Origin of the sequence: Kitasatospora sp. NPDC087861 (genome assembly GCF_044742585.1) — a bacterium.
Taxonomy (GTDB): domain Bacteria; phylum Actinomycetota; class Actinomycetes; order Streptomycetales; family Streptomycetaceae; genus Kitasatospora.
In genome coordinates, this window is sequence record NZ_JBIUUS010000007.1 from 98,230 (window position 1) to 111,428 (window position 13,199).

The following is a 13,199-nucleotide window of genomic DNA, read 5'->3' on the forward strand; positions in this document are numbered from 1 at the left end:
TCGGCGGCGTTCGGTCAGCGGCCGCCGAGTTCGGTGGCGGCGGCGTCGAGGATGGTGCCGAAGACGTGGGCGATGACGGGTTTGGCGATCCGGCGGGCGAGGGCCGCGCCGATGAGGGGGACGGGGAGCTCGAAGCCGGTCGTCCAGACCACCAGGGTGCCCTCGGGGACCTCCTCGAAGGTCATCCGGCCGAGCTCGTGCCGGGCCGGCGGGAAGCTGCGGTCGACGGTGTAGTCGAAGTCGTGCGGGGCGTTGTAGGCGGTGATCCGCTCGTGGAACCGGCCGATCAGCCAGGTGTGCAGCCGCACGGCGCCCACCCCGTAGGGCGCGCCCTGGCCGGGCCGGGCCAGCCGCGCCCTGAGCACGTACGGGGAGCGGGTGTAGTTGGTGGTCGTGGCGCACCAGTCGAACACCTCGGTGATCGGCGCCTCGACGACCCGTCGCACGGTCACGGTCTCCATGGCTCGTCCCTCTTCTCCAGCCGGGCGGCGCGGGTGTCGGCCGCGCCCTGTTCACCGGTGAAGACCGGGCGCGGCCTGGCACCGTGACATCGGACCGCAGGAGAGGGGCCGGGGTCACGGTCCGCCAGGGCTGCCGAAGGTGCGGCGGTAGGCGCCGGGGGTGGTGCCGAGGGCGGTGTGGAAGCGGCGGCGCAGGTTGACGGCGGAGGCGAGGCCGACCCGGGTGGCGATGGCCTCCACCGGCAGGTCGGTCTGTTCCAGCAGCGCGCGTGCGGCGTCGATGCGCCGGTGCAGCAGCCACTGGCCGGGGCTGGTGCCGAGTTGTTCGGTGAAGCGGCGGGCGAGGGTGCGGCTGGAGAGGCCGGCGTGGTGGGCGAGGGTGTCGAGGGTGAGGCGGGAGTCGAGGCGGGCGGCGGCCCAGTCCAGGAGGGGTGCCAGGGACTCGTCGACCCGGGCGGGGGTGGGAAGAGCGGCGTACTGGAGCTGGCTGCCCTCCCGGTGCGGGGGCAGGACCATGTGCCGGGCGACCTGGGCGGCGTAGGCCGCGCCGTGGTCGCGGCGCAGCAGGTGCAGGCACAGGTCGATGCCCGCGCCGCTGCCGGCGCTGGTCGCGACGTCGCCGTGGTCGACGTACAGGACGTCCTGGTCGACCTGGACGGTGGGGTGGGCGGCGGCGAGTTGGGCGGTGCGGCCCCAGTGGGTGGTGGCGCGGCGGCCGTCGAGGAGTCCGGCCTGGGCGAGGGCGAAGGCGCCGGTGCAGATCGAGACGATCCTGGCGCCGCGGCGGTGCGCGGCGCGCAGCGCGTCCAGGACCGCGGCCGGTACGGGGTCGCCGGGTGGCTGCCAGCCGGGGACGACGACGGTATCCGCGCGGGTCAGGGCGTCCAGTCCGGCGTCGACGAGCAGGGGGGAGCCGATAGTGGTGGGCACGGGTCCGGGCTGGGCGGCGCACACCTGAAAGTCGTAGTGGTCGGGCAGGCCGGCCCGCCGGGTGCCGAAGACCTCGGCGGCGCAGGCGAGTTCGAAGGGCGACTGGGGCGCGTTGAGCAGGGCCACCACCCGGTGGCGGTTCGCGGCGGATGTCATGGCAGGAATGTACCCGAGGATGTCTTTTCGGACTCTCGGCCGGTGGGGGCGGGCGCGGCCACAGTGGTCACATGAGCGAAAACAGTGAGATGCGGGACCTGAAGACGGTGGTGCGGGTCGAGGAGGTGGCGCCGGTGGACGTGGCGCCCGGGATCGTGCGGCGCAGGCTGCCGGTGACCGGGTACGCGAGCGGTTGGCTGATCGACTTCGCCCCGGGCAGCGAGTGGCCGGACGTGGACGTGCACGCCACCGAGGAGCGGTACTACGTGCTGAGCGGCGAGGTGATCGAGGGGAACGAGCGGCACGGGGCGGGCAGTTACGTGGTGTTCGCGCCGGGCAGCCGGCACCGGCCCCGGACGGAGGGCGGGGCGCGGATGCTGGGGATCACCGTGCTGCACGACTGAGGGGGCCTCCGGCGGGAGGGCCCCGGGTGTGACGATGTCGCGGGTCTGTCACCGCTCGGGCGCAGCGGCGGTGTTGGGGTGGGCCGGCGGGGGTGGCCGGCGGGAGGATGGGAGGAGTCGGGGGAAGGGGGCGGGGTGGTGCGCAAGGCTTCCGTGGAGTGGGGGGCGCTGCACCGGCGGTGCGCGGTGGGCGTGGTGGCGGGGGTGGCGGTGCTGGGGGCGGCGGCCGTGCCGGTGGTGTGGGCCGGGTCGCAGGATCTGCCGGGTGATCGGCGGTGGTGGCTGGTGGTGTGCGGGGTCGCGCTGCTGGCGGCCGTCGGCGCCTCGCTGCCGCTGCTGCGTCAGGTCTCCGTCGGCGACTACGTCGTCTCCTGCGTGGCGCTGGTGCTGCTGCTGGTGCTCGCCCTGGGCACGGTGTTCGCGGCGGCCCAGGCCGCCTCCGGCGTGCGGACCCGGCTGCACGAGCCGCGCAGGGTGGTGGCCACCGTGACCGCCTGCCGGACGACGGGCCGCCAGCTGGACGACCAGGACCACGGCCGCGACATTTACGGCTGCACGTACCACTGGAGCGTCGACGGCCGGGAGTTCAGCGAGGAACGGCCGACGGATGAGCTGTATCCGGACGGCCATGAGACCAGGGTGTGGCTCGACGGCGGGCGGATGATCACGGGTCGGCCGAGCCTGCTCGGGATCCCGTTCTGGGGCGTGCTCGCCCTGGCCGGGCTGCTGGGCGCGATCCGGTTCTCGGCGTTCCTGGCCTGGAAGGCCCGCGAGGTGGGCCTGTTGGGGCAGTAGGGCCGGAACCGGGGGTGGCGGGGGCCGTGCTCTGGCAGCATCGGGCGGATGGGGCAACGGGAGGGGACGGGGCGGCGCTTCGTCGTGGGCGCGGGGTACGCGCTGTACCGGGGGCCGTTGGCGGACAGCGTGCTGCATCGGCACGCCGCGTTCCAGGTCGCCGTCGCGGCGGCGGGGGGTGAGGTGACGATCGTGGACGGGGCTGGGGTCCGCCACCGGGGCGCGGCGGTGGTGGTGGCGCCGATGGTGTGGCACCGGATGGCGCCGGTCCGGGAGATGGTGGCGTTCTTCGTCGATCCGCACTGCGCGTTCGCGGACCGGCTGCGGGCGGGGTGCGGCGACGGTGTCACCGTGGCGCCCCAGTGGCGGGACCTGGTGGAGGAGGACGTCCGCCCGGCCGGGGTGCTGCCGTCGGCCGAGGTGGACGCGCGGTTGTGGGCGGCGATGGAGGCGCTGACGGATCATCGGGTCGCGCTGCCGGGGCTGGCCGCGCGGGTGGGGCTCTCGCCGCAGCGCCTGCGGGCTTTGGCGCGGCGGCAGTTGGGGGTGCCGCTGGCGCGCTGGCGGATCTGGCGGCGGCTGGCCCGCGCGGCCGCCGCGCTGGGTGAGGGGCGCACGCTCTCCGAGGCGGCGCTGGCGGGCGGCTTCGCGGACCAGGCGCACTTCAGCCGGCAGATGCGGGAGATGACGGGGTTGACGCCGTCGGTGGTGCTTCCGGTGCTGCGCGACGCGTGCGCGGCGGACGGCCCGACCCCGTCCCGAACTGCCATTCCCTGGCGGGAAGTTCAGCGCCGACCGGCGGTTCAGCCCCGGCGGGCGACGTAGAACGACAGCGAGCCGGTGAGCGTCGAGACGGTCTCGGTCTCGCGCACGCCGTGGAATCCGGCCTCGGTGATCAGCCGGGGCAGGATGCCGTCGGCGTTGGGCTGGGTGTCCTCCTTGCCGTCCGCCAGTTGCACGATGCGGAACGCCAGGCGCATGGCGGCCGTGCGCTGGCGCCCGAAGTCGGCGATGACGAGCTTGCCGCCGGGGCGCAGCGCCGTGTGCATGGAGGCGAGGATCGCCTGTTTCATGGGGATCGGGCACTGGTGGAGGACGAGGCTGGAGACGACGGTGTCGGCCGTTTCGGCGCCCACGAGGTCGGCGACGGCGTCGCCCATGCCGATCCGCCATTCGGGGGCCACCCCGGCGGCGGCGGCCTTGCGGCGGGCCACGTCGAGGGTGCTGGGGTCGGGGTCGACGCCGATGACGCGGGCGCGTGGTTCGACGCGGCCGAGGAGGACGGCCAGTGAGCCGGTGCCGCAGCCGACGTCGAGGATCACGTCGTCGGGGCGGGGGGCCACGTGCATGGCGAGCAGGCTGCGCCACAGGCGTTCGCGGGTGAGGGAGACGATGGGGTCGTAGAGGCGTACGGGGCCGAGGCGGCCGGCGGCGGGGGTGAAGGCGCGATCGGTCATGCGGGCCAGTGTCGGCCGGGGGGTGTCGTGGCGTCTTGAACGAATCGCTCGTCGGGCAGGGCGGGTTGGGGTCTCCGGGGCTCGGGTTCCGGGGTCCGGGTCGCACCCCGGACCGAATAGAAAGTCTATCGACATATGCAGTCGGATGACTTATCGTGATCGTCGCGGTGGTCCGGCGCGGCCGGCCTGCCGCGACCACCGTCCGGCTCCTGCGAGAGGACCTCCGTGCCCCGTCGTTCCCGCACGTCCACAGCACTCGGCATCGGCGCCACCGCCGTGGTGGCGCTGGCCCTGGCCGCGCCGCCCGCCCTGGCCGGGCCCGCGGCCGCCCCCGACCCGGTGCCCTCCCTGGTGGCCGGTCAGGACACCGCCGCCCCGCAGTTGGTCACCGGCCTGGCCGAGCCGGCCGTCGGCAGCCCCGCCGACGCCGCCCGCGCCCACCTCGCGGCCCACGCCGACCGCTACCACGTCGACCCCGGCGAGCTGGCCGAGGTCGGCTCCGAGAGCACCGCCGACGGCCGGCGCACCGTCAGGTTCGAGCAGCGCCACGACGGCGTGCCCGTGTTCGGCGCGCAGTACCTGGTGCACCTGACGGGCGAGGGCGCCGGGCAGCGCGTCGAGTCGGTCGGCGGCCGGTACTTCACCGGCCTGACCGCGCCGACCACCGCCACCGTCCCGGCCGCCGCCCTGCGGGACGCGGCGCTCGGCTCGGTCCAGGACCCGAAGGCCCGGGCCGCGGCCACCGCCGAGGACCACGGCCTGGTCGTCCTGCCGGACGGCGCCGGCCGGCTCGCCCAGCGCTTCACCGTGCACGCCACCGACCCGGCGACCGGGGGGCCGCAGGCCCGCGAGGTCTTCGTGGACGCCACCGTCGGCGTGGTCGCCCTCGCCTACGACACCCGCGCCCCGCACCCGGCGGGCGGCACCGACCAGCGCGCCGCCGCCGCGCCCGCCGCGGCCGGCCTCGAACCCGCCACCGGGACCGCGCCGGACGCCCGCGGCAACTCCGCCAAGGTGAACATCGCCCGCCTGCCGGACGGCAGTTACCAGCTCACCGACCTCACCCGGCCCGCCGCCATCACCACCTACGACGCGGGCGGCCGGGACGAGATGGACTTCGGCGGCGGCATCCCCGCCGACCTCCCCCCGGCCCACTCCCCCGGCCCGGGCTTCCCGGCCTCCACCGGCACCAGCGGCGCCACCGACGCCAGCGTCAACGCCGGTATCGTGTACGACTTCTACCACGACCGGCTCGGCCGCAACGGCCTGGACGGCAAGGGCGGCGCGATCACCTCCGTCGTCAACGTGACCCAGGACGGCGCCCCCTACGCCAACGCCTACTGGGACGGGAAGAAGATGATCTACGGCAGCGGGGGCCCCAACTACTACCCGTTCTCCGCCGCCCTCGACATCGCCGGGCACGAGATGACCCACGGCGTCATATCGAACACCGCCGACCTGGCCGGCATGGGACAGGCCGGCGCGATGAACGAGGCGATCGCCGACTACTTCGGCAACGCCATCGAGGTCACCGCCCGCGGCATGTCCATGAACGACCCGGCGGCCGCGCTGCTCGGCGAGAGCAAGTGCCGCACCGGCACCCCGCAGGCCTGCGCGGACCGCCGGATGGACGACCACCGCACCACCGTGAACGACTACCTCGGCGGCACCATCGACAACGGCGGGCAACACCTCAACGCCACCATCTTCAGCGGCGCGCTCTGGGACATCCGGCGCACCCTCGACCCGCTCACCGCCGACCGGGTGGTCTACCGGGCGCTCACCGCCTACCTCACCCCGCTCGACGACTTCGTGGCCGGGCGCAACGCGGCACTCGCGGCCGGCCGTGACCTCGGCCTCAGCCCCGCCCAACTGCGCACCGTGGCAGCCGCGTTCGACGGGCACGGAATCCGCACCGGCTGGGAGAGCCGGATCGGCATGGACAGCCGCACGCTGGCGCGCAGCCTCTCCTACTCGATGGCCCCACCGGCCGCCGCCGGCGGGCACTGGGTGGCGATGGCCCCCGCCCCCGACCCGGTCAAGGGCACGGGCGGCGGCAACGACAGCAAGACCACCGCGCTGTACACCGGCTCCACCACCGGGCGCGGCACTCCCGTCCGGCTCAGCCCGGACGACGGCCGCTACCACAGCTGGCCCGCCACCGACGGCACCAACGCCGTGTGGAAGGCCATCGGCACCACCGCCCAGGACCACAGCCGGGAGTTGCTGACCGCACCGCTGTCCGGCGCCGGCCCGGTCCGCAGCCTGTTCCTCGCCCCCGGGCAGGAACCCGGAAGCGCCCAGATCTCCGGCGGCGACATCGCCTTCACGGTGAACGGCTCCGGCCGCACCGGCATCTGGCTGTCCCACGACGGGGCCCCCGCGGTCGAACTGCCGCTGGCCGACGGGCACCACCCGGACGACCTCACCCTCAAGGACGGCTACCTCGCCTGGACCGAGTCCTGGCAGGACGGACAGCAGCACGTCACCGCGCCGACCGTCTACTCGATCGCCGCCGGCAAGGTCACCGCGCAGTACACCGCGCACGCCGCCCCCGGCGCCGCCGCGAGCACCGCCTCCTCCGCCCGGCTCGCCGGCGGACGGCTGCTGTGGATGGACGCCCCCAACCGCATCGGCGCCCACGCCGCCATCCGCTCCGGCGCCCTGGACGGCTCCGGCGTGAACGAGGTGCTGGCCGCCGACGCGCCGAACGCCCCGACGATCGGCAGCAACCTCGCCGCCTCCGACCAGGCCGTCACCTACAAGGTCGAGAGCACCAAGCCCGCCGGCGGCTGGACCAACTCCGCGCTGCCCAAGCTCTGGCAGCTCCCGCTCGGCGGCGGCACCCCGCAGCGCCTCTCCTGCAACCGGGGCGGCCAGGACCAGCCCGCGGCCGACCAGGGCACCCGGGTGGTCTGGCTGGACTCCACCCCCGGCCGCACCGACCTGGTCGTGCGCGACCGCGCGGCGGGCACCTGCTGACCACCCTTCCCTGACCCCCACCCCCCAGGGGTCCGGCCCGGCGCGACCGGCTCACAACCAGCCGCGCCGGGCCGCCTGCACGCCCGCCTGGAAACGCGTGGTGGCGCCCAACTGGGCCAGCAGCGCCGAGACACGGCGCACCACCGTGCGCCGCCCCAGGCCCAGCCGCCGGGCGATGGCGTCGTCGGTGGCGCCGCTGGCCATCAGGGTGAGGATGCGGCGGTCCCGGTCGTCGATCTGCAGGTCGACGGCGGACACCGAGGCCGGCACGGCCAGCCGCCACAGCGTCTCGAACACCGCGGCCAGGGCCCGCAGCAGGCTGGAGGGCCGGATCAGCAGCGAGACGACGCCGGGGCGGCCGTCGGCCGCCAGCGTGACGATCGCCAGGTCGTCGTCGCCCAGGGCCAGCTTGAGCGGCGGCTCGTCCAGCGTGCGGGCCTGCTCGCCCGCCTCGATCATGCGCGCCATGTTGGGGCCGGCGACCGGGTCGTCGAAGGCGCAGCCGTGGTAGATCGAGCGGTAGACGACCCCGGCGGCCATCCGCTGGCGCTGCAGCACCTCCTGGTCGAGGTAGAAGGCCGAACTGCCGGAGTAGGGCGGCACGTCGATGACCCGTACCTGGTGGCGGGCGGCGAGCTGGAGGCGGCGGCTGGCCGCCAGCACCTGGGCGACGTCCTCGACCACCTCCAGGGCGCCGTAGGTGCCGGCGTCGCGCCGGGCGAAGCGGTAGAGGCGTTCCAGCTCCGCCCCGGCCCGGCGCGCGGTGGCCTGGCGGACGGCGTCGCTGTGCAGCACCGCCTCGACCACCCGGCCGGGCGGCAGCGCCTCCCAGGCGTGGTCGCGGTCGTCGGTGGTGCCGGCGGTGTCGAAGGCCACGGCGACGCCCTCGTCCGCGAGGTCCCTGAGCACGGCCAGGACGGTGTCCTCGTCCAGGCCCGCCCCGTCCGCCAGTTCCGGTACCCGCGCCCGTGGCCGGCCGACCAGGCAGTGGTAGACCCGGCCGCGCTCGGAGTCGGGATCCAGCACGTCGTGCACGACGCCCCCCGTCATCGTGTCGGTGTGTCATCTCGTCGGTGCCGCCCGGGTGGTCGGTGCCGCCCGGGCGCACGGACCGTCGGAGGCTACCCGCACCGGTGGCGCACATGCGCCAGTGGCCCAGGTGCGCCGCCGGGTGCTCTGGCGGACGGCGAGGTGACCTCGCAAGAGTTGTCGGTGTCCAGACAGCTCCAGCGGTTCCCCCGGGAACGGCACCCTCACGGCCAAGGACGACCATGACCCCAGCCCTGCCCGCCCGGCGCCCGCCCGCAACGCCCCGGCGCGCCCTGCTGCGGCGCGCCAGGACGGCCGTCGCCGCCCTGGCCGCCTGCCTCCTGCTGCTGGGCGTGCCCGCCGCGCGCGCCGAGGCCGGTGCCCCGCCGCCGATGAAGGACGGCTTCGGGCTCACCCAGGTCGGCGCCGCCACCGGCAGCGCCACCAACTTCGTGATCACCGTGACCACGCCCCAGGTCGCCGGGGAGCACACCATCCGGATCCTGCTGCCCGCCGGCTACGCGGCCGACCCGGCCAAGCGCTACCCGGTCCTCTACTTCCTGCACGGCGCCTCGGACAACCCGAGCGACCCGGCCCTGGCCTACCCCGCCCTCACCGCCGCGCAGTCGATGATCACCGTCATCCCGGACGGCGGCCTGCGCGGCTGGTACACCGACTGGCTCGACCAGGGCACCGCCGCCGGGGCGCAGAACTGGGAGACCTTCCACCTCGACCAGGTCGTCCCGTTCATCGACGCCAACCTGCGCACCCTGACGGGCCGCAGGAGCCGGGCCGTCGGCGGCCTGTCGATGGGCGGCTTCGGCGCCCTGCACTACGCCCAGGACCGCCCCCAGCTGTTCGGCCAGGTCCTCACCATGTCCGGCGCCAACGACCTCTCCGCGAACGAGATGATCATCCGCGGCGCCGTGGTCGCCACCCTGACCAACGTCGGCACCGTGCTGTGCGGGCCCAGCAACGGGCAGCCCTGCGGCCTCGACTTCGGCCCCACGGTCTCCAGCGACGCGATCTTCGGAACGCCCTACCCGGTGTTCAACGCCGACTGGCGCTGGAACGCCGCGGACCCGGCCTCCCGGATGGGTCTGCTGGCCGACACCGGCATCGCGGTCTACACCGGCAACGGCAACGGCAGCGCCGCCGACATGGAGTTCTGGGCCGAGGGCACCGCCAAGCGCGTCAAGGACCGCCTGGACGCCCTCCACCTGACCTACCACTACGTCGACTACGGCGACGGCGCGGCCTGGGGCCCCCACTGCAACGGCGGCCACAGCCCGGGCTGCTGGGCGCAGGACCTCGTGGACTACGTCCCGCGCCTGGAAGCGGCCTTCGCCGCCGCCTGACCCGCCCACCGCGCCGCCCTCCCTTTCCTTCTCCCTCCTCCCTCTCCCATTTCCCGACGAAAGGACCCGACCCAGTGCCCTCCACCACCACCCCGAGCCGCCCGGCTCCCTGGCTGCGCCTGATCGCGGCCGTCCTGGTGACCTGTTGCGCCGCCCTGGGCTTCACCGCCGCCCCGTTCGCGACCGCCCGGGCCGCCGCGGCCCCGGCCGCGGCCTGCGCCTCCCCGCAGCAGTGCCTGACCCTCAAGTCCCTCAGCAACGGCCGCCAACTCGACGTGCAGAACGGCTCGATGGGCGACGGCGCCTACATCGTCACCAACTCCGCGCCCGGCTACCACCAGTCCTGGCGGCTGAGCGTCGACCCGTCCGACTACTCCTTCACCATCGTCAACAACGACACCGGCAAGTGCATCGACCTGGCCTTCTTCACCCCGGCCCTGCGCCAGCAGACCTGCGCCGGCCAGGCCAGCCAGCGGTGGTTCCTGCAGCCGGCCCCCGGGTCCGACGACGCGTTCATGATCCGCCACCTGGGCGACAACACCTGCCTGGACCTGCTGCTCGGCGCCAACTACGACGACGCCTGGACCGACCAGTACACCTGCAACGGCACCGCCAACCAGCAGTGGTCCACCGGCTTCCCGCAGGCTGCCCGCAGCCTGGCGATCGACCACGCCGCCAAGCAGTGCCAGAAGGACGTCTCCTCCTGCTCCTGGGCGCTGAAGAGCGAGGCCCCCGCGGCGCCGCTGCCGAAGATCTGCGTCTCCTCGGTCTGGTTCAACAACACCAGCAGCGCCGCCCAGCAGAACTTCGCGGTCACCAACATGAGCGGCTGGTCCAGCAGCATCGGCGGCGAGATCGGGGCGGAGATCTCCGGCGGCGCCCCCGGCGGCGTCTTCACCACCGCGGTCAAGACCGCTGTCAACTACAGCAACGTCTGGCAGGGCTCGACCACCGTCAACAACGCCGTCACCGTCTCCGTCCCGCCGCAGCAGTACGGCTGGGTGACGCTGGCCGAGCTCGCCCGCAAGGTCACCGGCACCTGGACCTTCGACGCCCGCGGCATCCCCTGGACCGCCGAGGACACCATCACCGTCCCGCTCACCTCCGACCCCAGCGGCGGCGCCACCCTCTACATCGCCAACACCAGCCCCACCTTCACCACCTGCGCCTGAGCCCCACCGCACCACCACCAGCCGCCGCCCGGCCCCGCCGGGCGGCGGCCCCGCTCTTCCCCGCCCCGCTCTTCCCCGCCCCGACCTGCCCGGACCCGCCCGGACCCGCCCGGACCTGCTGACAATTGTCACGGGTGGCCGGTGCGGCAGCACACTGCCGGGCGGGGCCGGCGCGCGGACAGCATGGAGGCATGACCTCCACCGATGCGATGAGCCACCCCGACACCGTTCGGGCCTTCCGCACCATCAGGCGACTGGTGTTCGCCTACCTGGGCCTCAGCGTCGTTACCCTGGCCGCCGCGTACGCCCTGCGCAACCACCCCGACCTGGTGAACCCGGCGGTGTGGATCCGCGGCACCGCCGTCGTGGCCAGCGCCGTGGTCACGTACCTGTTCACCACCCGGGCCGCCCGCGGCTCGCACGGGGCGTACCGGCGCCTGCGGATCATCTCGGCCGTCATGATCGCGGCGATCGTCGTGATCATCTCCGTGCCGGGCACCTTCCCGTTCTGGTTGAAGGTCGAGCAGGCCCTGTGCGGGCTGGCGCTGCTGGGGGTGGCCCTCGTGGTCAACGGACGCCACCTGCGTACCCTGTTCACGCGATCCGACGCGACGTGAGGAAGGTGCGGGTGGACGAGGACACGCGGACGACCCGCCGCGGGCGCGCCGACGAGCAGCGCACCCCGCAGCGGTGGACGCAGGGCTGGCGGCGGATCACGCTGGGCAGCGGGATGCTGGTCTACCCGGGCCTGACCGCCGTCGCCATGAGCGGCACCGTCTCCGGGGCGGCCCTGGTCGCCGGGTACGCGGTCGTCGCCGCGTTCTGCCTCTGCGTCGTCCTCGCCGCCACCACGGTCCGCGCCCACCGGCGGCAGGCGATCGTGCTGGTGGCGGTGATGGGCGCACTGTTCCTGGCCGCGCTGCCGTTCGCCCACGGGGACGCGTTCTTCCTCGCCGCCGTCGTCGTCTCCTTCGTCGCCGTGCTGTGGCGCCGCCACGCCACCCCGGTGCTCGTCGTCGCCACGCTGGCCGCGCTGCTGGTGCCGTGGGCGGTGCCCGCCTGGCACACCGGGCCCGGCACGTTCCAGGCGCTGGCGCTGCTGTTCACCGCGCTCACCACGGGGGCGTTCGCGGAGATCGCCGCCACCAACCAGGCCCTGGTGGCCGCCCGGGCCGAGGTGGCGCGCCTGGCCTCGGAAGCGGAACGCAACCGGATCGCCCGCGACCTGCACGACCTGCTCGGGCACTCGCTCACCGCGATCACCGTCAAGTCCCGCCTGGCCCAGCGCCTCGCCGGCAAGGACCCCGACCAGTCGCTGGCGGAGATGGCCGCGGTGGAGTCGCTGTCCCGCCAGGCGCTGGCCGACGTCCGGGCCGCCGTCACCGGCTACCGCGACGTCACGCTGACCGGCGAGCTGGCGCGCGGGCGCGAACTGCTGCGCGCCGCCGGGGTGGTCGCCGACCTGCCGACGTCCACCGACCCGCTGGCCACCCAGGACGGGGAGCTGTTCGGCTGGGTGGTGCGCGAGGGACTGACCAACGTGGTCCGCCACGCCCGGGCCGGCCGCTGCACGGTGACCGTCACCGGCTCCTCCGTGGAGATCCGCGACGACGGGACGGGGGCGCGCGGCAGGACCGGCGGGACCGGCGAGGGCAGCGGGGTCGGGAAGGGGCTGACCGGGCTGCGGGAACGGGTCGCGGCGGCCGGCGGTACCGTCGAGGCCGGCCCGCTGAGCCCGCGCGGGTGGCGACTGCTGGTCACCGTCCCGCCGGGCACCCGCGACGGGCGGCGCAACCCCGCCCGGGAAGGGACGACATGACGATCCGCCTGCTGCTCGCCGAGGACCAGGAACTGGTCCGCACCGCGCTGTGCGCCCTGCTCGACCTGGAGGACGGCTTCGAGGTGGTCGCCGCCGTCGGCCGCGGCGACCAGGTGACCGACGCGGCCCTCGCCCACCGGCCCGACGTGGCCCTGCTGGACATCGAGATGCCCGGACTCGACGGCCTGGCCGCAGCCGCCGTCCTCTCCCACCAGGTGCCCGGCTGCCGGGTCGTCATCCTCACCACCTTCGGACGCGCCGGCTACCTGCGCCGGGCGATGGAGGCGGGCGCGCTGGGCTTCGTCGTCAAGGACGCGCCGGCCGAGGTCCTGGCCGACGCCATCCGCCGGGTCGCGGCGGGCGAACGGGTGGTGGACCCGGAACTGGCCGCGGCCACCCTGGCGGCGGGCGCCTCCCCGCTCACCGCCCGGGAACGGGACGTGCTGAACGCCTCCCGCTCCGGAGCCGGCGTCGCCGAGATCGCCGCCAAGCTCTACCTCTCGGAGGGAACGGTGCGCAACTACTTCTCCTCCGCCATCGCCAAGACCGCCACCCGCAACCGCACCGAGGCCCTGCGCACCGCCGACGAGCGCGGCTGGCTCTGACTCCGCCGCGCGACGGGCGCAGGACCACCCG

13 protein-coding genes are annotated in these 13,199 nt (G+C 74.7%); 9 read left to right on the top strand and 4 right to left on the bottom strand.

All coding sequences use genetic code 11. From position 1 onward, the window contains the following. Positions 1-14: 14 nt before the first annotated feature. Both ACIOJE_RS12825 and ACIOJE_RS12830 read right to left on the bottom strand, forming a co-directional pair. On the bottom strand, positions 15-461 hold the full coding sequence (locus tag ACIOJE_RS12825) for an SRPBCC family protein (protein ID WP_280677412.1): 447 nt from the start codon (positions 459-461) through the stop codon (positions 15-17). A 114-nt stretch (positions 462-575) separates the two neighbouring features. Next, positions 576-1,547: a GlxA family transcriptional regulator gene (locus ACIOJE_RS12830; RefSeq protein WP_400775684.1), complete on the bottom strand. Its 972-nt coding sequence runs from the start codon at positions 1,545-1,547 to the stop codon at positions 576-578. A 71-nt stretch (positions 1,548-1,618) separates the two neighbouring features. Between ACIOJE_RS12830 and ACIOJE_RS12835 the strand changes: the two genes are divergently transcribed. The 3 genes from ACIOJE_RS12835 (at position 1,619) to ACIOJE_RS12845 (ending at position 3,571) form a co-directional block, all read left to right on the top strand. After that, positions 1,619-1,951 (top strand): cupin domain-containing protein, encoded by a 333-nt coding sequence (locus ACIOJE_RS12835; RefSeq protein ID WP_280677416.1) that lies wholly within the window; start codon positions 1,619-1,621, stop codon positions 1,949-1,951. Positions 1,952-2,089: 138 nt separating this feature from the next. After that, a complete protein-coding gene (locus ACIOJE_RS12840; RefSeq protein WP_400775688.1) occupies positions 2,090-2,746 on the top strand; it encodes a hypothetical protein in 657 nt (218 codons plus the stop codon). A gap of 48 nt (positions 2,747-2,794) precedes the next feature. Further along, a complete protein-coding gene (locus ACIOJE_RS12845) occupies positions 2,795-3,571 on the top strand; it encodes a helix-turn-helix domain-containing protein (protein WP_400775690.1) in 777 nt (258 codons plus the stop codon). Here ACIOJE_RS12845 and ACIOJE_RS12850 read toward each other — a convergent pair. Then, on the bottom strand, positions 3,550-4,203 hold the full coding sequence (locus tag ACIOJE_RS12850; RefSeq protein ID WP_400775691.1) for a class I SAM-dependent methyltransferase: 654 nt from the start codon (positions 4,201-4,203) through the stop codon (positions 3,550-3,552). The two genes, ACIOJE_RS12845 and ACIOJE_RS12850, sit on opposite strands and share 22 nt — an antisense overlap. 225 nt (positions 4,204-4,428) lie before the next feature. On the opposite strand from ACIOJE_RS12850, the gene ACIOJE_RS12855 reads away from it, so the two are divergent. After that, positions 4,429-7,185: a M4 family metallopeptidase gene (locus ACIOJE_RS12855; RefSeq protein ID WP_400775693.1), complete on the top strand. Its 2,757-nt coding sequence runs from the start codon at positions 4,429-4,431 to the stop codon at positions 7,183-7,185. A 51-nt stretch (positions 7,186-7,236) separates the two neighbouring features. Here ACIOJE_RS12855 and ACIOJE_RS12860 read toward each other — a convergent pair whose 3' ends face one another. Beyond that, positions 7,237-8,235, bottom strand: a complete 999-nt coding sequence (locus ACIOJE_RS12860; RefSeq protein ID WP_280677425.1) for a LuxR C-terminal-related transcriptional regulator — start codon at positions 8,233-8,235, stop codon at positions 7,237-7,239. 221 nt (positions 8,236-8,456) lie between these two features. Here ACIOJE_RS12860 and ACIOJE_RS12865 point away from each other — a divergent pair, with 221 nt between their 5' ends. From ACIOJE_RS12865 to ACIOJE_RS12885, 5 genes are all read left to right on the top strand, one after another. Next, positions 8,457-9,572, top strand: coding sequence for an alpha/beta hydrolase (locus ACIOJE_RS12865; RefSeq protein ID WP_400775695.1), 1,116 nt, complete (start codon positions 8,457-8,459; stop codon positions 9,570-9,572). Between the two features lie 74 nt (positions 9,573-9,646). Beyond that, a complete protein-coding gene (locus ACIOJE_RS12870) occupies positions 9,647-10,744 on the top strand; it encodes an RICIN domain-containing protein (RefSeq protein WP_400775698.1) in 1,098 nt (365 codons plus the stop codon). A 191-nt stretch (positions 10,745-10,935) separates the two neighbouring features. After that, a complete protein-coding gene (locus ACIOJE_RS12875) occupies positions 10,936-11,361 on the top strand; it encodes a hypothetical protein (RefSeq protein ID WP_400775701.1) in 426 nt (141 codons plus the stop codon). An 11-nt stretch (positions 11,362-11,372) separates the two neighbouring features. Next, complete coding sequence (locus tag ACIOJE_RS12880; RefSeq protein WP_400775704.1) at positions 11,373-12,563, top strand: sensor histidine kinase; 1,191 nt, start codon at positions 11,373-11,375, stop codon at positions 12,561-12,563. After that, positions 12,560-13,168, top strand: a complete 609-nt coding sequence (locus tag ACIOJE_RS12885) for a response regulator transcription factor (protein WP_280677435.1) — start codon at positions 12,560-12,562, stop codon at positions 13,166-13,168. Before ACIOJE_RS12880 ends, ACIOJE_RS12885 begins: the two co-directional genes overlap by 4 nt. Positions 13,169-13,199 lie beyond the last annotated feature (31 nt).